This window comes from Archangium minus (assembly GCF_044360475.1).
Lineage (GTDB): Bacteria > Myxococcota > Myxococcia > Myxococcales > Myxococcaceae > Archangium > Archangium minus.
Genome location: NZ_CP043494.1, coordinates 3,445,835 through 3,465,949, shown reverse-complemented (window position 1 = coordinate 3,465,949; position 20,115 = coordinate 3,445,835). Strand labels below are relative to the sequence as shown.

Sequence of the window (20,115 nt, the reverse complement as noted above, 5' to 3'; positions counted from 1 at the left end):
CATGCCCGGGCGTCGAGCAGGCAGGGATCCGAGCTAGTGTGCCCCCAAATGAGGCTCGGACGGGACGGAAGGAAGCGCACCCGGCTGGGTCAGCTCGTCCATTCCCCGCACCAGCTCGTCGCCCAGCCGCTCGAGGATCTCCGCGGAGAGGAGCCGTCGCACCTGGGGAAAGAGCATGGACCGCTCCTCGGCCACGTGTGCTTCGACAGAGGTGCGGAGGCGAATCAAGGCGGGCTCGAATTGCATGTCGCTGACCTCGAGGTGAAGCATCTGCGAGATCAACGCCTTGGCCTCGGCATGGTCATCATAGGAGTGCTGAACCAGATCACTGGTCTCCGCCAACTTCACCGCCGGGTAGAAGAACCGCTCTTCCAACTGGGTATGAAGGGTGAGCAGCCAGGCGAGACGGCGGAACAGGACGGTCCGCTCGTGTCCGCTCACCACGGCCACCTGCTGAAAAAGTTGCTCCGCTTCTTCATGCTGCTGCGTCAAAAGTTCGATCGGGTCCATGCGGGGACGCTCCGCATTGGCGCGCCCACGGACAAGCCGCACATCCCTGAATGCCGGGCAGCCGGGCACCCTCGAAGAGTGTCACGGCATGTGACGCGTCACTGACGCTGGCCCGCCCAGCGCCTCGTCGTCATGGCGAGCGGCTGACCCGTCTCCATCAACGACTTGAGACTCGACAGGATCGCCGGCCACCCCTGCGAGATGCTCTCGAGCATCTTGCCGTCCTCAGCGAGCTCGTCGTGCATCACCGTCAAGCGCACCGCGTTCATGAACGGCTCGATGAGGAACGTAACCTTGGATGGCGTCCCGCTGCCGGGGTTCCCCCAGGAGACCACCAGCTTCTTCGGAGGCTCGGCCTCCAAGACCTTCCCTTCGAGATGCACCTCGCCAGTTTCATAGTCCTGATGTGTCCAACTGGAGCCGACCTTCCAGTCCGAGACGTTCTTGTGCATGCCCCAATACTGCTTCGTCATCTCGGGGTCCTGCAGGGCGGCCCAGACCTTCTCCGGCGTCGTCTGGATGTACGTGACGTAGACGAACTGCGGCTTACGGGTCGTCATCTCCTTCGAGTCCTTTCTTGAGATCGTGCAGTGCGCGCAGGCGCTGACGTTCGAACTTGCCGATCCACCGCTCGTAGATTTCATGCAGCGGCACGGGATTCAGGTAGTGCAGCTTCTCTCGGCCTCGCCACACGATGACGACGAGGTTGGCTTCTTCGAGCACGGCCAGGTGCTTCGTGACGGCCTGGCGAGACATGTCCAGGTGCTCGCAGAGCTCGCCGAGCGTCCGTCCGTTCTCCAGGTGCAAGAGATCCAGGAGTTGGCGACGGCTCTCATCGGCGAGCGCCTTGAACACGAGATCCATGCTCATCTACCTCAAGCAATATGCAACCAGGAGGTTGCATGTCAAGCGCCAGGGGAGGCCGCTCCATGACCAGGCGCGCGGGTGGGTAGCAATTGAAACAGCTGGGCAACGCAGGCATGTCGCCGCCCTGTCCGGCTCCCCGTGGGCCTGGGGTATTGTCGACGCTCCCGCATGGCCTCCGACAGCACGTTCACATCTCCTCCTGCCGCCCCTCCAGCCAACGGCGGAGGGCGCTCTCCCCTTCCCCGGGGAACCGTCATCGCGGGCCGCTTCCGCATCGAGGGCCTGGCAGGTCGTGGCGGCATGGGGTTCGTCTTCCGCGCCACCGACCTGCACGCCGGCAAGACCGTGGCCCTCAAGCGACTGCATGCCATCACCTCTCCAGAGGCAGCTTACCGTTTCAACCGCGAAGCCGTGCTGCTCGCAGAGCTGCGCCACCCCGCCATCGTCTCCTACGTGGCCCATGGCGTCTCCGAGGAAGGTCAGCCCTTCCTCGCCATGGAGTGGCTCGAGGGCGAGGACCTCGCCCACCGTCTGCTGCGCCAGCCTCTGACTCAATCCGAGTCCCTGGCCCTGCTGCGCCGCGCCGCCGAGGGCCTCGCCACCGCGCACCGCCAGGGCATCGTCCACCGCGACATCAAGCCTTCCAACCTCTTCCTGCGCGGCGGCCGCCCCGAGGACGTGGTGCTCCTGGACTTCGGCCTGGCCCGCCATGTCGAGCCCAGCCTGCAGGGGGTGACGCGCTCCGGTGTGGTGATCGGCACGCTGGGCTACATGGCGCCCGAGCTGGCCTCCAGCCAGACGGAGATTCCTCCCAGCGCGGACATCTTCTCCCTGGGCTGCGTGCTGTACGAGTGCCTCTCCGGCCAGGCCCCCTTCAGAGCCCCGCACTTCGCCGCTTCACTGGCCAAGATTCTCTACGCAGAGCCAGAGCCGCTGCGAACCTTGCGCGCGAACCTGCCCTCCGACCTACAAGTGTTGGTGGACCGGATGCTGGTCAAGGCTCCCGAGCAGCGGCTGCCGGATGCCACCCACCTGCTGAATGCCCTCTCGGAGCTCGGCGCGGATCTGGACCCACGGTCGTCACCCACTGAGGAGATAACGCTCCCCTCCCGCTCCGCCGGAGCCGAGCAGCAGCTCGTCAGCGTGCTGTTGGTGTCCCATCCTCCCGAGGCCGGGAGCGAGCAGGGAATGGACACGACGCGAGAGCACGTGTTCCGCGAATCGTTGCATACGACGCTCGCCCCCTATGGGGCTCGGGTCGCGTTGCTGGCGGAGGGCTCTTGGGTGGCCACGCTGATGCCAGAACGGGGGGCCGCGACCGATCAGGCGGCGCTGGCGGCCCGCTGTGCCCTCGCCATCAAGGAGCAAGTCGCCGGAGCCGGGGTGGTGTTGGCCACCGGGCTCGGGATCCTCAATAAACGCCTGCCGGTGGGCGAGGCCATGGACAGGGCAGGCCGGCTGTTGCGGCAACTCGAGGACATGCCCACCCGCTCCGTCGTGATGATGGACGAGGTCACCGCCGGACTGCTCGGGGCCAGTTTCCAATTTTCCCGCTCCGGCTCGGGGAGCTTCCTGCTGCAAGGAGAGCAACTCAGCGCTGACGCGGCCCGCCCACTGCTGGGCAAGCCCACGCCGTGTGTGGGCCGAGAGCAGGAGCTGGCCCTGCTCGAGTTCACCCTCTCCTCCTGCATCGAGGAGCAGACAACCCAGGCCCTGCTGGTGACAGCGCCCCCGGGCACGGGCAAGTCACGCCTGCGCCACGAGTTCCTGCGCCGCATCGAGCGCCGGGAGCAGTCGGTGCTCGTCCTCCTGGGACGTGGGGATCCGATGAGCGCGGGCGCCTCGTCCAGCCTGCTGGGCCAGGCGCTGCGGCGGCTCTGTGAGATCGTTGAAGGCGAGGACTTGGAGGAGCGCCGCGCCCGGCTGTCCCGGCGCGTGGCCCTGCACCTGCCCCCGGACTCGACCCAGGAGACCCTCGAGTTCCTGGGGGAGCTGTGTGCCATCCCCTTCCCGGACGAGGACAGCTCCCGCTTGCGCACGGCGCGAGGAGATCCACGGTTGATGAGGGCCCAGGTCAGCCGAGCCCTGACGGCCTTCCTGAAAGCAGAATGCGCCCACCATCCGGTGCTGCTCGTCCTGGAGGATCTCCACTGGTGCGATGCGTTCACCGTCAAGCTGGTAGACGATCTGCTGCGCGCACTGGCCGAGCAGCCCTTCATGGTGTTGGCGCTGGCGCGACCGGAAGTGAAGACACACTTCCCCAACCTGTGGTCACGGTGCCTGCAGGAACTGGCGCTGAAGGGCTTGAGCCGAAAGGCCAGCGCCCAACTGGTGCGCGAGGTCCTGGGGACCCAGGTACCTGACGCCGTCATCCAGCAAGTCGTGGAGCAATCCGATGGCAATGCGCTCTTCCTCGAGGAGCTCATCCGCATGCTGGCCGAGGGGCGCGGAGAAGCCGCGCCGGAGACGGTGCTGGCGGTGCTCCAGGCCCGTCTGATGCGGATGAAGCCAGGGGCCCGTCAGACGCTGATGGCCGCCAGCATCTTCGGCCGCACCTTCTGGTCTGGCGGGGTGAAGGAGGTGTTGCTCCGACAAGGCTCGAGCGAGCCCGTGGACGAGCACCTGCAGCAGCTCATGGAGCAGGAGGTCATCGAACCGCAGCCCGACAGCCACTTTCCCACCGAGGCGGAGTACCGCTTCCGCCACGCCCTGGTGCGCGATGCCGCCTACGGCCTCGTTCCCGACAACCACCGGCCCATGAGCCACCGGTGGGCGGGCGCCTGGCTGGAGGGGATGGACGAACCCGATCCACTGGTGCTCGCCACGCACTACCATCGCGGCGAGCATCCGATACGGGCCGTCCATTTCTACATCCAGGCCGCTGAGCGGCTCCTCGAGCGGCATGATCTGCCGGGAGCGCTGCAACAATGTGTGGAGGCGGCCCTGGCCTGCAATGTGACGGGCCCCCAGCGCGTCCGGCTGCGCGCGCTCCAGTCCGTGGTGGCCTTCTGGCTGTACGACTTCTCGAAGATTCTGGAGTTCGACAGCACGGTGTTGGACGAGCTGGGGGTGGGGAGCCGGCTGTGGTGCTGGCTGGTGGGCGGGCTGATGGTCGCCGACGTCTACTCGGGCGCGCAGCAGGGACAGACAGCTCGGCTGACCCGACTCGTGCTGAGCACCACCCCGGAACCCGAAGCGGGCCTGGCCTACGCCTGGGCCGTCTCCTGTATCGGCCTCTCGGCTGTCCTGGCCGGCGCGCGCGAGGAAGCGCAGGCCGTGCTCGAACCGATGTGGTCGATGGGCACCGGCGGCATGGCGCGAGGCTGGGCGAACTACATCCAGGGCTTTTACGATCACCGCTTCGAAGCCAGACCCTGGCAGGCCTTCCTGCATGCCGAGCAGGGCATCCAAGACTTCCGCGAGCTCGACATGGAGAGGGACGTCCTCATCCTGACAACGCTTTCAGGGATGACCCTGGCCGCGCTGGGGGACGTGCCCGGCGCAGCGGAGCGACTGCGTTGGGTCTTGAGGGTTGGCCAGCAAGCGGGAGAACACTTCGCGGTGAGCGCGGCCCAGCACTTCATGTATCAGGTGCTGGCCAACAGCCCCGACCCGGAGCACCGGCGAGAGGCCTATGCCCGGACACTCGAGTGGTTGGGCCAGGCCAATGCCTACACCTATGCCTTTGGAGCGGGGATGGGTCACGCCATCGTGGCGAAGGTGATGGCGGCCCATGGAGCGCCGCTCAAGGCCGAGCCGCATGCGCGCAAGGCCTGTGAGCTTCTGGCCACGTACCAGACCGAATGGCTCTACGCCCACACCACCCTGAGTGCCGTGCTGCTCGCCCAGGGACGCCACGAGGAGGCCCGGCAGGAGGCGGAGCTCGGCGTGCAGCGGTTGGAGCAGCTGGGCAACGCGGGCGTGCACGCGGTGTCCACACGACTGGTGCTGGCGGAGGCCTGCTTCGCGCAGGCGGACACCGGCGCGGGAGAGGTCGCCCTGCGCAAGGCCCTCGAGTGCGTTCAGGAGCGGGCCAGCGACATCCCCGACCCCGCCCTGCGCGAGCGCTTCCTGACACAGGTGCCCGAGAACGCACGCACCCTCGAGCTGGCCCGCCAGTGCTGGGGCGCGCTCCCGGACTAGGAGGATGTGACTCGAAAGAGAAGGTGCCACCTACTGACTTCCGAGGTAGAACAGGGGTAGGAGGCAACCCATGGCGGACGCGTCACACCTGAAGGGCGGAAGAGTGGGGCCCTTCCAGATCGACAGGAGGTACAGGAGTAAGGAGCAGGACGATCTCGGAACGGACCTCGGGAGGATGTACGAGGCGCACAACGTCCATACAGGGGCACCCGCCCTGGTGGTGGTAGCCGACCCGGTCGTGGGCTGGGAGCCCGAGGAGTCCTGGCAGGTACGTGCCTACTCGAACTCGACGCCCGCCTATGTGGCCCTGGAGGTAGAGCACGCGCCGGCCTCGGGCCAACTGCCGAACCTGGCCGAGATGCTCAACCTGCTCACCTGCGCCGTCGAGCGCCTGGAGCACCGTGAGGAAGCGCGTGCCCACCTGACACGTGACCCCAAGGGACGGCAGAAGCACTGGGCAGGACGATGGCGCCGGTTCCTGCGCTCCTGCCGCCGCGGGCTCGCCGTCACGGCCATCACCGTGCTCGGTCTGGGTCTGGCCTTCTGGCTGGGCCTACCGGGAGACCCTCGTGGCGCCCAGGACGAATGGCACGCAGCCCTGGGTGTGGCCGAGGAGTCCCCTGCCCCGTCGAATGCGACCACCCTTGGTCCAGACGGGCGACTCGAGCGCCGCGGACATCACCTATCCGCTTCCGGCGAAGCCTTTCGGCAATCAGGCCAAGGCCCCCTGCAAGCCCAAGAAGGGCGAGGTGGAAATCAATGGCGGATGCTGGGTGGAGCTGGCGAAGCGCCCGCCCTGCTACGACGACCAAGCCGAGTACCAAGGCAAGTGCTACCTGCCCGTCGCCGAGCGCCGCCCTCCCGAGCCAACCGTCATCCAACCGTGAGCCTCCGCGGTCGGCGTGCAGGGATAGCAACCCCGGCACTGAACGACGCGAGGGCCATGCTGAGTCCTTCCCTCATGGCTACCCGTCGCCCTCCTCCCGAGTCGGAGTCCACCGAGAGCAACGCCCCATCCATCGAGGCGGCCTTCCAAACGGCTCCGACGGAGATGGTTGCGGAGATCCTCGATGGAGAGTTGCACCTCAGCCCTCACCCTGCACGTCCCCACACCAACGCGGCATCCCGATTGGGCATGCTCATCGGAAGTCTCTTCATGCTCGGCAAGGGTGGACCGGGTGGATGGGTTGTTCTCGATAAGCCGGAGATTCACTTCGGCCCTCGACCAGACAAGCTCGTACCAGACCTCGCCGGCTGGAGGCGCGAGCGCCTGCCGGACGCCCTTGGAGGGGACGAGGCTCCAGCACACTACGACATTGCCCCGGACTGGGTGTGCGAAGTGCTCTCCGAGCGCACGCGGCACATGGACAAGGGCCCAAAGCTGCGCATCTACGCGCGGGAAGGGGTCCGGCACCTGTGGCATGTGGACCCGCTGGCCCGCACGCTCGATGTGTTCCGACTCGAGGGGAACCACTGGATCCTGGTCGACGCCTTCGCCGGAGAGCAACGAATCCGAGCCGAGCCATTCGAGGCCATCGAACTCGAGCTGGCTCTGCTCTGGGCCAGATGAGTCCTGCAGGCAGTACGTCATCCATTGGAGCGGGGATTCCGACGCGGGCGTTTCTTCGGCTTCTGGATGATGATGTCGTATTGGGTTTCCCGATTGGGGGAGCGAACAAGCTCGGCACCATTCGTCGCCAGGAACTCATCCAGGAGACGGATGATTGATTCGAGCGTGCGATCCAGGTCGCACGCATTTGCTTCGTGGACTTGCTGGCCCCACCAGGTGGAAAGATGCCTCCACTTCGGGTGGCGACTGAAGACGCTTCATTATTCGCTCACAGTCAACCCCGTGGGTCCAGACATAGAGTCGTAGAAGATCATAGGTTGCAGAGCGGCAGAGGTAGAGGCGAATGACGATGGTCCCATTGCCAGGACTTGAGCGGCTGTTGGAAGCAATCAGGAAGTACGAACTCCACGTAAGGACAAGTCCTCCGGCAGCGTGTGCTCAGCGTGCCGGAGAGCCACTCCTGGGCCGCCCCTTCGATCCGATGCTGGCCGCCTTCTACAACCGACTGGGAGGACTCTCGTTCCACCTGGATCTCTACATCGCCACCAGTGATGGACAGATGGATGAACTCCTCCTGGAGAACGAGGGCGTGCAGCCCTATTGGCCCGAACCGTTCCGCACCCTCCTCGTCTTCGGAGGTCAGGAGGCGTTGGCCTATCGCTACGCGACGGTCCCGAACATGGCGGATGCACAGGGCTTCCAACCGGTGGTCGAGGTCGATCCCTACGAGGACATCTACGCGCTCCCCATTGCATCCAACGTGGACCGCTTCTTCGACGCCTACACCCGATATCTGGAGTTCATCTACGAAACACCCGAGCTCCGGGATGACCCCGATGCACGTCCCACCTTTCCCCGCGGCGTGCCGGAGATCATCGCCGCCGACCGAACACTGCTGGGAATGCTAGCGGAAGGGCGCTTCGACCCCCTGATGTTCCAGCCTGAAATCCAGACCGAAGAGACGCTCGAGTATCTCCGGGGGTGGGTGGCAAAGCTCCGGGCCGCCTCACAGAAGGCAGGATAGTGAGAACTTGCACACCATCCCCTGGGAACACATCGCGAACCCGTGGGCCCGGCTATGCTCGGGCACATGACACGAGACCTCTGGTTTCACAGTCGCGCCTGGCGACTGCCGCGCCCCCTGTGCTGTGCCCTGCTCGTCCTCGCACTCGGGCCGCTGGACCTCCAAGCGCGGGCTGCCTCCGAACCGTCAGAGGTCTCAGCCCCGTCCCGCTCGCCTTTTGTCCGCGCCTGCGCCGCACTCGAAGCCGGAAACCTGGACAGTGCGGCGAGCGACATCCTCGCGCTGCGCCAGTTCCTTCCCGAGAGCCCCGAGCCGCGCCTGCTGCAAGCACTCCTCGACCTCAGGCGCACCCGGCCCGAGCTCGGCTGGCGCGACGCCTTCATCCAGGCCTGGAATGACATCGGCCGACCCGACTTCAGGGACTCGCCCCTGCTCGAGGAGGACCCGGAACCCGCCGCCACGGGCCCCAGCCCCGAGCAGGTCTGGCGGCGAGAGCTCTCGGCCGAGCAGCGCTTCGTGCTCGCCCTCTCCATGAGTCCCGAGGCGGAGCGAGCCCGTGCCCTCTTCCAGCAGATCCCCGAGTCCGCGCCCCCCGAGCTGCTCGTCGCCGCCGTCGATTACCTCGAGCGCGACAAGCTGCCCGCCCCGCTGCGCGCCCGTTCCCGAATCGCCCTGCGCGCCCGCCTCGCCGCGCTCTCCGCCCAGCACCCGGAGTCCATGCTGCTTCGTGCCCTGCTCCTGCTGGAGGGGACCGACGCCAAGGCTCCCTTCACGCCCCGGGAGCTCCAGGAACTCGAGGCCCTCTCCCAGCTCCCCGACTGGCGCCAGACCGGGTTCCTCTCGCTCTACCGGTACGCGCTCGGCCACCTGGAGGCCACGGGGGTCTCCCTCCCGAAGAACCACGCGTACACGCTCGCCGTCATGTCGCTGGTCAGCCCCGTGCCCGTGCTGCTCCAGCGCCGCACCGAGGCCTCGCGCGACGCGCTCACTCCCGCCGAGCGCCAACGCCTGGCCGAAGCGCTTTGGCGCATCGGCTCGCGCATCTCCGAAGAGTCCTCCATCGTCGAGCGATTCGTGGGCCTCTCGCTCATGAAGAAGGCCGCCACCGAGCTGGGGGACGACGCCCGTCTCCTGCAGGCCACGGAGGTGCTCGACGAGGGGCGAGCCGCCTACGCAGCCTTGGAGAGCGCGGCCACCACGCGCTGGCCCCTGCCCTCCCTGCGGCAAGCGATGATCGACTCCTCCATGAGCAACGAGGTGGCCCACATGCACGCCTTCCGCTCCCCCAAGGCTGGCGCACAATAGGTCGGCAGAGGGAATCGAGTGATGAGACTAGCCACCGTTCAGCTCGAGTTGTTATCGCTACTAATGACCGTAGCAATAGCTGGCGTTGGATGCGTCCACACACAAGCACCAGAGCGCAAAATCTACGTCATCTCCGAGGATTCAGTCGGAATCGGCGGCTCTGGCACCTACGATTGCGACGCAGAGTTCAAGCAGTGCATGAAAAGATGTTGGGACAACCGATATCCCTGGCCTCACAACAAAAAACAGGGCGCCTGGTACTACGAGCGCTGCGAGCAGGACTGCAACAGAGAATACAACGAGTGTGAAAAGGAGAAGGAGAAAGAGGAAGCAGAGAGACGAAATAAACTGACATTCTCGCGCATGGATGAGGCGATTGACTGGCCCAGAAACCACAAGGCCGAGGTCGCACTTGGAACTGTCGTCGTCGTCGCAGGCGTTGCCTTCATCATTACAACTGGCGGTTCTGGCGCGCTGATTCTCGCTCCTCTTGCTCTCTAACCCGGTTTCCAAAAATGAAATACGACCCCAACTTCGACGTCGACAACATTCTCGACACCCTGCGCACTGTTAACGAAAAGTACCAAGAAGGCTCACCAGAAGACGAAGCAATCCGAATCGCAGCAGTGGCGCTGTTTTACGTCCGTGAGAGCCAAAAGCTAGATGACTATCGCGAGTTCTTTCGGAAGTTCTACACACCCGCTGTTGATTACATAGTACCCTCCCAAACGTTTTTGACGAGAGCCGATGCAGACGAATGGCTCTCCAGCGGTAAGGCAAAAGACGGAGATCTCGTCAAAATCGCTGGAGAGGGTTTTCGTGTCATCCCCCAGCGAAACGGGCAGGGGTTGAGATTTCGCCCGACCCCTCTTCCAGAAGAACTTATGAAAATGAAGCATCCCGATTCAAAGTAGGCGCGGAAGGAGAACTACGACTCCGAACGCAATTGCATTCCCGCTGTTGTCAGCCGAGCCACCTCTATTGTCCCGGCCCCCTCCGATGCCCCTGCCCTATCCTCGAATTCGCCCCTACGGCATCTACCCTCCCAAGAAGGAAGCCGGTGAACGCCTCCTGGCAAGGGAGGTGATTCATTTCGCCTTCTACATGCCGCATGATCACCCGGACCTTGCAGCCGGAGTGTCCCACGCACTCGACTGCTATATGAATGCGGTTGGCGAAGGACCAGACACCATCAACTCCTGCACTTTCGGGTCCCACGCTCAAAGCCCTTTATCCGACGAGCGGTGGAAACGCATTCGCCAACTGCTGCGACCTGACCGTCCTTTCCGCTACGCTGAGGATTGTACCGACCCGTACCGCCTCCGAGAAATGGAGAAGAGCGGAAACGAGACGTGGATCCACCTGAGCAACGAGCACGACAGGCTATCGGGATTCAAACTCACCTACTCGTCCCGTATCCCGTCCCGTGACAGGAGCCCTTCCGACTACGACGTGAGCTACCTTGAAGGCACGCTACCGACCGAGTACCTTGAGGAACGTGGGCCCGCTGCGGTGAGAGAGCTGATACTCGACTTGGCATCGCGCCTTCTCTTCGCCAGTGGCCATGCAGGGCTGAGCTTCGATTCACTCATTGGGGACATGTTCTTCACACCCCGAATCCGCACCGAACTCCTTCGCCACCCGGGGATCAGTCTCAACCACGGCTCCCCTCCAGCCTGGATGGGCACACGCGTGGACGGGGTGCATTGGCTCAACTTCCAGGGACCACCCGTCCTCCAGAAGTTGGGCGGCGTACCCGCACTTCGTTCCCGCTTGCACTCACCAGAGACGACGGTGCAGGCCCTCGACGGAGAGCGAGCCGTCGTAACACTCGGGAATTGGCCAGAAGCGGGCGATCTCACTCGAGGCGACACGCTCCCTGCCTACCGCGAGTTCGGCCGCGTGCTGGAGCCATGGCTCGACAAGCCCTTCAATGACCCCAGGTTTCACGTAGAAGGCTTCACCCAGGAAGAAGCCATGAGGTGGGCCCGACGCTTCCTCGACTGACCCCGCAGTCGAGTCCTTTGACGCCTTCCCCCCTCTTCTGGATCACGCTGCTTGCAAACTCCGGGATTTATAGAGCGCACTTGAGCATTGATTCCCTCATCGGGGACATGTTCTTCACTTCCCGAATCCGCACCGAACTCCTTCGCCACCCAGGGCTCAGTCTCAACTACGGCTCTACCCCCGCTTGGATGAGCACACGCGTGGACGACGCCACGTTCGAGTTCTCTGACACCTTCTCTGGGGCGAGCGGGGCGCAAAGGAAGCTCGGGCCCATTTCCGGAGCCGTGAGTATTTACGAAACCTCTTCCCCGGTAGTTGACGCGGGCGCAGGAGGAGGGGCGCCTTCCCATCCTCCTGCGCCGCGCTCACTTCCCAGGTGGGCGACTCAGAGCGTCTTACAGAGCGCGTGGCCCATGCCGCGGGAGTCCCAGTCGCGGACGTTGCAGCCGTAAGCCGGGCCATCCATGGAGCCTCCCCCCGCAAGCCGGGCGATATCCCAGTCGCCCAGCTTGGCGCAGACCTCGCTCAGGCTGGCGCGTGCCTCCTGCGGCGCCAGCAGTGTCTTGCCGGGGCCGCACGGGCTGTCACCCGTCACCTTGAGGAATTCATACTGGGCGCAGACGGTGTGGCCCAGGGTTCGGCTGTCGGAGGCGTGGACGTTGCAGCCGTAGCCGGGGCCCTCGATGGAGCCCATGTTGAGCAGCCGGGCGATGTCCCAGGTGCCGAGCTGGTTGCAAATGGCCTCCTGATTGGCACGGGCGACCAGCCGGCTGGCCACGGTGTAGGTGTTCGGGCAGGAGCCATCTCCCGGGGAGACAGTGAACTGGAGGACCTTCTTGCAGAGGCTATGCCCCAGGTTGCGGTTATCGGAGATGCTGATGGTGCAGCCATAGCCGCTCCCGGCCATGGAGCCACCGTTCTCCAGGCGGGCGATGTCCCAGGGGTCGAGCAGAGCGCAGAGGGCATTCGTGTTGGCGTTGGCCTCCTTCGGGTTCACCTGGGTGTAACCGGAGGGGCAAGGCATGTCCCCCGTGACGGCGACCACCTCGTCAGCGAGGGCGCTGGCGTTCTGGGCGAATTCCTCCTTGGAGATCTCCTTGGACGCCTGGGAAGCGCCACAGCCTACCAGCGAGATACTTGCGACACTGACGCCCAACAGCAGGGACTTGGAAATGGGCTTCTTCATGGGATGGCTCCGGTGTGAACAACGGGTGAGAGACGGCGAGTCAGGGGCCAGCTCCACCGGCGCCCTGACATGAAGCAGAGTGCCGCGAGGGGCCCCAAAACGCTGTGACCCCCATCACGCCGAACCTGTGAGGCGCGTCATGTTTCACCCGTGGCTCGGACGCGCAGCGCGTACCAACCCGCGTCCGCTCCCTCTCAGGTGCGCGTGCACCGAACCATGTAGAACACCGATTCCGGAGCGCTCCTGCGTACCTCCCGGTCGCTCCAGCGGGAGTCGACGGCGAAGTGCAGCAGTCGCTGGTGCCAGGCCATCAATGGAGAGCGAGCGGTCCCAACCTCGGGAATTGACCAGAAGCGGGAGATCTCACCCGAGGCGATACGCTCGCTGCCTACCCGAGTTCGGCCGCGTACTTGAACCCTGGCTCGACAAGCCCTTCTATGGCCCAGGTTCCACGTCGAAGGTTTCACCCGGGAAGGGGCGATGAGATGGACCCGGCGATTCCTCAACTGACGTCACGATCGAATCCTTTGACACCTTCCCCGCTCCATGAATTTAGAGGCTTGCGGCCTTACCTTGGAAGTTGGCACCTCAACCCTACTACCCACATAACCGGGGCAAGCCCCATTCAAGGTTGATGTCCATCTAGGTTAGAGTGAAGACCAGCATTCCTGTTTGATACCCGGTAGCCCCACTATTGGTCGGTGTGCTCTTGTAACGGGGGTCGTATGTTCTCCATCCGCTACATCCATATCTTGCTGAAGAGTCTATTGCTCGTGAGTTCCAACTCGTGGGCTACCAGTCCCGCCATGGAGAAGCAGGACCTCACAACATTGCCCCTCTCCTGCAACAACCACACTCGCCTTGTTCTGAGCCACTCCGTCTCTGCCGGCGTCAACCCGCTCGGCGCCGAGTACCTCACCCGAGCCGGGTACCGGCTGCGCCTGGGTCAGGGCGAAAAGGCCCTCGAATGGAAGCGGTTCCTCTCGCTCGGCGGACAGGTGCGCCTCAGCACCAACTACGCCGCCGGGGGGCCCCTGGTGGAGTGGCAGCCCCTCGCCGCATTCAACCTCCGCGCCGTGGTGGAGGGCGTTGGCGTCTTCGGCACCTTCGGTCAACTCCAGTCCTACCGCTCCCCCCTGGACGAGTACTCTGACGCGCTACGCAAGGCGAACGCCGCCTCCGCCTATGCAACCACCGGCTGGCATGCCCTGCTGCAACCCACCCTTCAGGCCCGGGTGGGGCGGGTGGCCGTGCAGAGCGTCACCAGCCTCGACTACCGAGAGCTGAGTCTGCGCGACGGGGACTCCGTCTGGTACGAGGCCGGCCCGGACAGCCTGGTGCCCGCTCGCGGCTGGACGCTCACCGAGAACATCACCCTCTCCTATCTCGCCGGCCCGCTGAGGCTCGGCACCGCCCTGCGCTACTTCCTCCCGCTCTACGCGCCGGAGCACCTGCGCGCCGGGGAGCAGGCCTCCGTGGGGCTCAACTCCAACCTGCGCCTGGGCCTACTGGCCACCTACGATCTCCCCGAGGACGGCGGTTCCCTCATCCATAAACCTCGAGTGAGCCTGCGGGCCCAGTGGTACCTGATCCACCGCTACCGCACCGGCGCCGAGGTGTCCCAGGCCATGCCCAGCGTGGGGCTCAGCTTTTCCTTTCAGCAGGACTTCGTCCTGTAGATCGAAGCTTTGGACCATGCTCCACTCGGTTTGCCCCGGCTACGTGGACAGTAGGGTTGAGGTGCCAACTTCTGCTGTAAGGCTGCAGGCCAAAAATTCATGAGGCTGACGTAGCCCAGTGGTCGCTCTTTCATGTCCATCGCGGTCGTCTCCTTCGCGACCATGGACATGCTCACCTCTCCCCGCGCTCGTCACGACGGGCTCGGGCGAGGACTTACGATGCACCCGTGTCCACCCCCAGCGTATTGGTCCGTTCGCGTGGCACCTGAAACACCGCTACCAAACCGTCACGCTGTCTCTTTCCTGGGGTCGCACCTGAGGAGGGAATGATTGGAGTATAGTCGAGGACCGCGAACAGAGATTGGACCATGGCACACTGGCCAGGCTACGCCCTCCATCAGACGCTCCACGAGAGCTCACGATCCACGATCATCAGAGCCACTCGCATCAAGGACGGCTGCCCTGTCGTCCTCAAGCTTCCCCCCAGCGATAGCGTCGAGCGGCGTCGTGACCTCGAGTTACACCGTGAGTATGCCATCACCCGCCGCGTCGAAGGAGAAGGCATCCTCCGTGCCCTGGGACTCGAGGAGTTGCCTGGCGCGCGGGTAGCGCTCGTCCTGGAGGACTTTGGTGGTACATCCATGCGCCACCTGTTGGATGAGCGCGGACCGCTGGACGTGAACACCTTCCTGGATTTCGCCTCGTGCATCAGCGCGGCGTTGGGACACATTCACGGCCAACGTGTCATCCACAAGGACATCAAGCCGCACAATCTCATCGTAAATCCCAGCACTGGCGTGGTGAAGATCGCCGACTTCTCTCTCTCCTCATCGCTCAGCCTGGAGACAGCCACGCCCGAGAGTCCCTCCCGCCTGGTGGGCTCGCTGGCCTACATGGCTCCAGAGCAGACGGGGCGAATGAACCGGGGGGTGGATTACCGAGCGGACTTTCATGCGCTGGGGGCCACCTTCTTCGAGATGCTCACGGGCCAGCGTGCATTTCCCGCGAACACCCCTCTGGAGTTGCTCCACTCGCACCTGGCCCAGTTACCTCCGTCGCCGCGCGACCTCGTGCCAGACCTGCCAGAGCCGCTGGCGGGCCTCGTACTCAAGCTGCTCTCCAAGGATCCCGATGCCCGCTACCAAAGCACCCGAGGGCTCATCGCGGACCTGGACGAATGTCGGCGCCAACTACGGGAGCGGGGCCGCATCAATCCCTTTCCTCTGGGCACAGCAGATCGAACCCATGCATTCCGTCTTCCCCAGGGGCTATACGGGCGTGCCACGGATGTGAGCGCGTTGATGGATGCGTACGCGCGGGCTGCCGCCGGCCGCCATCAACTGTTGCTCGTCACCGGCTCGGCGGGTATTGGCAAGTCCTCACTCGTGAATGAACTGCATCGGGCGAGCGCCTCCAGCAAGGGTCGGTTCGCTGCGGGCAAGTGCGACCAGCTCCACCGGGACATTCCGTTCGACGCGGTTCAGCAGGCGCTGCGCCAGTTGGTGCACCAGACCCAGGCCGAAGGTGATGGGGCGAGCGTCGAAGTCCGCCAGCGCCTCCTGGGCGGTGTGGGAGGCAATGCCCCCGTGCTGGCCGAGACAGTCCCAGAAATGCGACCGCTGCTGGGCGAACAGCCTCCGTCCCTTCCGCTCCCACCCGACCAGTCCAAGAATCGTCTCATCCAGACACTCCTCCGAGCGCTTCAGGCGTTCGCAACTCCTGGACGCCCGCTCTGCCTCTTCCTCGATGACCTGCAATGGGCCGATGGCGGCACACTTTCGTTGGTGCAGGCACTCGCCCATGACCCCAAGGACATCCCGCTGTTGCTGGTGGGAGCCTACCGCGACGCCGAAGTGTCCAAGACGCATCCCCTGACACTCGCGCTCGACGAGCTGCGCACCACGGGTACCCCCTTGACCCGGCTTCACCTCAGCCCTCTAGGCGCCACGGAGGTCGCGCGGATGGTAGGCGAAGCCACCGCTGTGGCCGCCGAGCAGGCGCTCGAACTCGGCCAGTTCATTCATTCCAGGACGAGGGGCAACCCATTCGCCATCAAGGAGTTCCTCCGTTTCCTGCACGAGAAGGGGCTGCTGCACTTCGACACGCGCAGTGGGCAATGGGGGTGGGACCTGGAGCGGCTCAAGGCCGCGGATATTCCCGACGATGTGGCCGACCTGATGGCACAGGAGCTTCAGCAACTGCCCGGGGACACGAGGGCCCTGCTACAGGTCGCCGCCTGTCTGGGAGTTGCGTTCAAATTCCGTGAGCTGAGCGTGGCGTGGGGAGCCCCAGCCACGAAAACGGCACGTGCGCTCTGGAGCCCCATCGCACGGGGGCTGGTGGTGCCGCTCAGTAGGGATTACTTGCTGTTGGATCCCCAGGGAGCAGGCGTCCCCGAGGAGCTCGAAGTGCCACTGCGCTTCCTGCACGACAAGGTCCGTCAAGCGGCCTACGCGCGCATTCCCCAGGACGAGCGCGCGCAGTGCCATGTGCGGACGGGGCTGCGCCTGCTCGAGGATGCGCGAGCCAGGGGAACGCTGGAGGAGCGAATGCTCTCCATTCTTCCGCACCTGGGTCAGGCCCCCCACCTGATTGCTTCCGCCTCGCTGCGGCTCGAGCTGGCCGATCTCCACCTAAAGGCCGGCCGCCGGGCGAAGAGTTCGGGGGCGTACCGCATGGCCTGCGAGCTCTTCCGGACGGGCGGCGTGCTCCTCCCACCGGATGCATGGGAGAGCGAGCACGAGCGAGCCTTCGCACTCCAAATGGAGCTTGCCGAGACCAGCTACCTGGCGGGGGAGTTCGATGAGGCGCAATCCCTCTTCTCCGTACTGATTGCTCAAGCACGAACCCCAGAGCAGCGAGCGGGCGTCTACTCCATGCAGGCTACTTTGATGGCCTTGTCCGGCCAGCACGAAAGGGCACTGGAGAGCGGCCTCGCGGGACTGCATCTCCTGGGATTGGAGCTACCCCGCTCGCCAACCCGGATGATGATTGCCGCGGAGTTCCAGGCTGTGGCCGCCCAACTCGGTGGCCGCCATGCGGCCGACCTCCTCGACCTGCCTTGGACGCAGGAGCCGGGCATGCAATTGGCCACAACCCTGCTCGCCAACATGCTGACCGCTGCCTACCAACGAGATCAGGGACTCTACGCGCTGCTCGTGGTTCGTGGCGTCAGGCTTTCGTTGGAACACGGCAATAGCCGGTTCTCTGCTTTCGCCTATGTCGGCTATGGAGCTCTACTGGTGACCGTCTTCGATGATCCACAGACGGGCTGGGAGTTCGGCCAACTCGCCACCGAACTGGCCAGGCGTCTTCAGGATCCCCTGCTGCATGCCCGGGTCCGCTGGGGGTGCTCGAACGTCATCGACCACTGGACGCACAGCGTGCATGCCGCCAATGCAGCTCTCAACGAGGCGCTTGTGAGCTCATTGGAGTTGGGAGACTGGTTCATGGCGGGGCAGTGCATGAATACCCAGCTCTGGCGGAGTTACTCTATTGGAATCCCGCTGGTGGAAATCCAGAAGATGAGCCTCAGGGCCATGGAGTTGCATAGGAAGGCCAGGAACAAGGCGTTCTTCTCCACCTGTAGCTTCCTTCATCGGTGGGTGCAGATGCTACTCGGCTCCGAGACACAGGAGCCAACCGATGAGTTCGAGCAGGAGCCGGAGAATCAGACACAGATGGAGCGGATGAGCCGTCACGTCGTCAGGGCCGAACAGCACTATCTCCTCGGCCAGACCGAGCAAGCGCTGGATGAGGCCGAGAAGGCCGTTCAATTCCAATCATCCCACTCTGGATTCTTCCGCCGGACCACACATGCCTTCTTTCACGCATTGAGCACGGCCGCGGTATTCCCGGGTGCCAGCGATGCGAAGAAGCAAGAGTTGCTGACGGTCATGGAGCAGCACCGGGCATTCCTCGAGAAATGCGCTCGCCGTGTTCCAGAGAACTTTGCGCCCTATCTCCTGCTGGTCAGCGCGGAGATTGCCCGGGTGAAGGGACAGGAATCCGTGGCAGTCACCGGGGAGTATGAGCGAGCAATTGCCGCGGCCCGCACCAGCGGATTCCTCAACGTGGAAGCGATGTCCAACGAAAGCGCATTCCGGTTCCACGCGGAACAGGGCCACCGCACCAAGGCGCTCGCATACCTGGTTGATGCGCTCGACGCCTATGAGAGGTGGGGCGCGTACACCAAGGTTCGCATGCTGGCAGCGGAGCAGGCATCCCTGCTCGGCGCCTGGAGCAACTCGCTCAGGCGCTGGAGTGCCCGAGCCCAGCCGGCCACTCCCGCCCAGCGGGGTTCCGGGGTGGAGTGGCCGGCGGCCTCATCCTCATCCCCGTCCAGTTCGGAATCGCTTTCAGAGGGGCTCGACATGGACTCGGTGTTGAAGGCCTCGCAAGTCATCTCCAGCGAGTTGCTCCTTCCCCAGCTCCTCGGCACCCTCATCCAGATCGCCATGGAGAGCGCCGGAGCGCAACGTGGCGCATTGGTGCTCAAGCGCGGTGAGGATTTCATCGTCGAAGCCGTGGGCGAGGTGGGTAACATCAATGGCCTCCAGCACCCCGCCCAGCCGCTGGTCCAGAGCCGTGCACTCTGCCTCGCCGTGGCCCAACAGGTGATGAGGACTGGCACCCACGTGCTCCTTGATGACTCCTGTTCCGAAGAGGCCTTCCTCGCGGACCCCTACATCCAGGACCGGAACATCCGTTCCCTGCTCTGCGTTCCCATCCTGCATCGACAGGTAGTCGCTGGCCTCTTCTATCTGGAGAACAATCTCACCCCCAGCGCATTCAATACCAGCAGGCTCAAGGTGCTCGGCATGCTCTCGGCTCAAGCCGCCATCTCCATCGAGAACGCCCTGCTCTATCGCAAACTCGAAGAGCACAGCCATACCCTCGAGCAGAGGGTCCACGAGCGCACCGATGAACTCCACCAGAAGAACGCCAAGCTGCGCAGTACCCTCGAGTTCCTCGAGTCCATGCAGCAGCGGATCATCTCACAGGAGAAGCTCGCGTCACTGGGGGCGCTCACGGCGGGTATTGCCCACGAGTTGAGGAACCCGCTGAACTTCGTGAACAACTTCTCCGAGCTCTCGCTGGAACTCCTGCGGGAGCTACACGAAACGCTCAGTGCTCCGCAGGCCTCCCCGGAGCAAAGGGAGAGTCTCAGGAGCGCCCTGGAGGAGCTGGTACAAAACGCCTCGAAAATACGCGAGCACGGACTGCGTGCCAGCAACATCATTGATGGAATGCTGCGGCACGCACGCAACCAACGCGGGGAAGCCCAGCTCCTCCACCTTCGCCCGCTGGTAGAAGAAGTCATACGTTTCGTCCACCACGATCTGCAGACCAAGGGCCCTCCGGTCCAGGTCCCCATCGAAACGTCTTTCGACCCTTCCACCCCTCCGCTGTTGCTGGTGCCCGAGGACATGCGCCGCGTCATCCTCAACCTGGTGGACAACGCCTGCTACGCGGCCCACAAAAAAGCCCAGCGACTCGGGCCATCCGCCAGGCCCCAGGTGAAGGTGTCCACGTGCTGTATGGAGGATTCAGTGGAGCTTCGCGTCCGTGACAACGGGGATGGCGTGCCAAAGAGGGACCGTGATAGGATATTCTCGCCTTTCTTCACCACCAAGCCGCCAGGAGAGGGCACCGGGCTGGGTCTGTCCATCAGCCATGACATCGTCCTCTCACTCGGCGGTGAGTTGCGACTGGAATCCGAGGAGGGGCTGTTCGCGGAGTTCATCGTCTCCCTCCCCAGATCCGCTCCGCGCCAGCAGGTGGATTGACTCCACCAGGCCCGGCATACCCCAAGGAAGGAACA

General features: G+C 64.3%; 14 protein-coding genes. 10 read left to right on the top strand and 4 right to left on the bottom strand.

Annotated elements, in window-relative coordinates:
- Nucleotides 1-33: 33 nt before the first annotated feature.
- The 3 genes from F0U60_RS14230 to F0U60_RS14220 form a co-directional block, all read right to left on the bottom strand.
- Nucleotides 34-510 carry a hemerythrin domain-containing protein gene (locus F0U60_RS14230; protein ID WP_395819381.1) on the bottom strand — a complete coding sequence of 159 codons (477 nt, stop codon included), beginning with the start codon at nt 508-510 and terminating at the stop codon, nt 34-36.
- 98 nt (nt 511-608) lie between these two features.
- Nucleotides 609-1,070, bottom strand: coding sequence for an SRPBCC family protein (locus F0U60_RS14225; protein ID WP_395819378.1), 462 nt, complete (start codon nt 1,068-1,070; stop codon nt 609-611).
- Nucleotides 1,057-1,374 carry an ArsR/SmtB family transcription factor gene (locus tag F0U60_RS14220; protein WP_395819375.1) on the bottom strand — a complete coding sequence of 106 codons (318 nt, stop codon included), beginning with the start codon at nt 1,372-1,374 and terminating at the stop codon, nt 1,057-1,059. The genes F0U60_RS14225 and F0U60_RS14220 overlap by 14 nt, the downstream gene beginning before the upstream one ends.
- A 171-nt stretch (nt 1,375-1,545) precedes the next feature.
- On the opposite strand from F0U60_RS14220, the gene F0U60_RS14215 reads away from it, so the two are divergent.
- From F0U60_RS14215 to F0U60_RS14180, 8 genes are all read left to right on the top strand, one after another.
- A complete protein-coding gene (locus tag F0U60_RS14215; protein ID WP_395819372.1) occupies nt 1,546-5,520 on the top strand; it encodes a serine/threonine-protein kinase PknK in 3,975 nt (1,324 codons plus the stop codon).
- A 632-nt stretch (nt 5,521-6,152) separates the two neighbouring features.
- Nucleotides 6,153-6,407: a hypothetical protein gene (locus tag F0U60_RS14210; RefSeq protein WP_395819369.1), complete on the top strand. Its 255-nt coding sequence runs from the start codon at nt 6,153-6,155 to the stop codon at nt 6,405-6,407.
- Nucleotides 6,408-6,481: 74 nt separating this feature from the next.
- Entirely contained in the window at nt 6,482-7,090 is a 609-nt protein-coding gene (locus F0U60_RS14205) for a Uma2 family endonuclease (RefSeq protein ID WP_395819367.1), read from the top strand.
- A gap of 379 nt (nt 7,091-7,469) precedes the next feature.
- A complete protein-coding gene (locus F0U60_RS14200) occupies nt 7,470-8,114 on the top strand; it encodes a hypothetical protein (RefSeq protein ID WP_395819364.1) in 645 nt (214 codons plus the stop codon).
- 66 nt (nt 8,115-8,180) lie between these two features.
- A complete protein-coding gene (locus F0U60_RS14195; protein WP_395819361.1) occupies nt 8,181-9,419 on the top strand; it encodes a hypothetical protein in 1,239 nt (412 codons plus the stop codon).
- A gap of 21 nt (nt 9,420-9,440) precedes the next feature.
- On the top strand, nt 9,441-9,920 hold the full coding sequence (locus tag F0U60_RS14190) for a hypothetical protein (protein ID WP_395819359.1): 480 nt from the start codon (nt 9,441-9,443) through the stop codon (nt 9,918-9,920).
- A 14-nt stretch (nt 9,921-9,934) separates the two neighbouring features.
- The gene (locus F0U60_RS14185) at nt 9,935-10,333 is read left to right on the top strand and encodes a hypothetical protein (protein WP_395819355.1); all 399 of its coding nucleotides are present in this window, start codon (nt 9,935-9,937) and stop codon (nt 10,331-10,333) included.
- Between the two features lie 85 nt (nt 10,334-10,418).
- On the top strand, nt 10,419-11,426 hold the full coding sequence (locus F0U60_RS14180; RefSeq protein WP_395819352.1) for a type VI immunity family protein: 1,008 nt from the start codon (nt 10,419-10,421) through the stop codon (nt 11,424-11,426).
- A gap of 385 nt (nt 11,427-11,811) precedes the next feature.
- Here F0U60_RS14180 and F0U60_RS14175 read toward each other — a convergent pair whose 3' ends face one another.
- Nucleotides 11,812-12,612, bottom strand: coding sequence for a hypothetical protein (locus tag F0U60_RS14175; protein WP_395819349.1), 801 nt, complete (start codon nt 12,610-12,612; stop codon nt 11,812-11,814).
- A 773-nt stretch (nt 12,613-13,385) separates the two neighbouring features.
- On the opposite strand from F0U60_RS14175, the gene F0U60_RS14170 reads away from it, so the two are divergent.
- Nucleotides 13,386-14,291: a hypothetical protein gene (locus F0U60_RS14170; protein ID WP_395819346.1), complete on the top strand. Its 906-nt coding sequence runs from the start codon at nt 13,386-13,388 to the stop codon at nt 14,289-14,291.
- 368 nt (nt 14,292-14,659) lie between these two features.
- Entirely contained in the window at nt 14,660-20,080 is a 5,421-nt protein-coding gene (locus tag F0U60_RS14165) for an AAA family ATPase (protein WP_395819343.1), read from the top strand.
- The last annotated feature ends 35 nt before the right edge of the window (nt 20,081-20,115 follow it).

Bases quoted from the DNA above. Each gene is read 5' to 3' on its own strand.
- F0U60_RS14225 (WP_395819378.1), bottom strand. From the start codon at position 1,070: ATGACGACCCGTAAGCCGCAGTTCGTCTACGTCACGTACATCCAGACG.
- F0U60_RS14190 (WP_395819359.1), top strand. From the start codon at position 9,441: ATGAGACTAGCCACCGTTCAGCTCGAGTTGTTATCGCTACTAATGACC.
- F0U60_RS14210 (WP_395819369.1), top strand. From the start codon at position 6,153: ATGCGACCACCCTTGGTCCAGACGGGCGACTCGAGCGCCGCGGACATC.
- F0U60_RS14220 (WP_395819375.1), bottom strand. From the start codon at position 1,374: ATGGATCTCGTGTTCAAGGCGCTCGCCGATGAGAGCCGTCGCCAACTC.
- F0U60_RS14165 (WP_395819343.1), top strand. From the start codon at position 14,660: ATGGCACACTGGCCAGGCTACGCCCTCCATCAGACGCTCCACGAGAGC.
- F0U60_RS14180 (WP_395819352.1), top strand. From the start codon at position 10,419: ATGCCCCTGCCCTATCCTCGAATTCGCCCCTACGGCATCTACCCTCCC.
- F0U60_RS14215 (WP_395819372.1), top strand. From the start codon at position 1,546: ATGGCCTCCGACAGCACGTTCACATCTCCTCCTGCCGCCCCTCCAGCC.
- F0U60_RS14175 (WP_395819349.1), bottom strand. From the start codon at position 12,612: ATGAAGAAGCCCATTTCCAAGTCCCTGCTGTTGGGCGTCAGTGTCGCA.
- F0U60_RS14195 (WP_395819361.1), top strand. From the start codon at position 8,181: ATGACACGAGACCTCTGGTTTCACAGTCGCGCCTGGCGACTGCCGCGC.
- F0U60_RS14185 (WP_395819355.1), top strand. From the start codon at position 9,935: ATGAAATACGACCCCAACTTCGACGTCGACAACATTCTCGACACCCTG.
- F0U60_RS14230 (WP_395819381.1), bottom strand. From the start codon at position 510: ATGGACCCGATCGAACTTTTGACGCAGCAGCATGAAGAAGCGGAGCAA.
- F0U60_RS14205 (WP_395819367.1), top strand. From the start codon at position 6,482: ATGGCTACCCGTCGCCCTCCTCCCGAGTCGGAGTCCACCGAGAGCAAC.